Annotated in this window: 1 pseudogene; it reads left to right on the top strand. The window is 61.7% G+C overall.

The features are described 5' to 3' along the window. Positions 1-54 precede the first annotated feature (54 nt). Positions 55-386, top strand: a pseudogene (locus tag B1964_RS29400) (transposase); the annotation flags it as partial.

Below are 386 nucleotides of genomic sequence, written 5' to 3'. Positions count from 1 at the left end.
ACTGAACCGTCCTGGGTCTGGTGGAGACCGTGATCTCACCAGGAGAATGTCGGTATGGGAGCAGCACGAAAGTTTGACCAGGAGACTCGTGAGCGGGCAGTGAGGATGTATCACGATCGGCTCTCCGAGGTCGGTGGCGCGAAGTTGGCGGCGCGGCGCCATGTCGGACAGATGCTTGACATCAATCCAGCGACGTTGCGGAACTGGATCGAGAAGGACACGCCGGCCGTCTCGACCGCGAGTGCATCATCGGCGGAGGCGCCGAGTGCTGAGCTGCGCGAGTTGCGCCGCGAGAACGCCGAATTACGCAGAGCCAACGAGATTTTGAAGACAGCGTCAGCGTTTTTCGCGGCGGCGGAGATCGACCGCCGACTGCACTGATCGTC

Origin of the sequence: Gordonia sp. i37, from assembly GCF_002043085.1 — a bacterium.
In the GTDB taxonomy this organism is placed as follows: domain Bacteria; phylum Actinomycetota; class Actinomycetes; order Mycobacteriales; family Mycobacteriaceae; genus Gordonia; species Gordonia polyisoprenivorans.
Note: the sequence above shows the minus strand (reverse complement) of the source record. Positions and strands in the feature narration are given on the sequence as shown.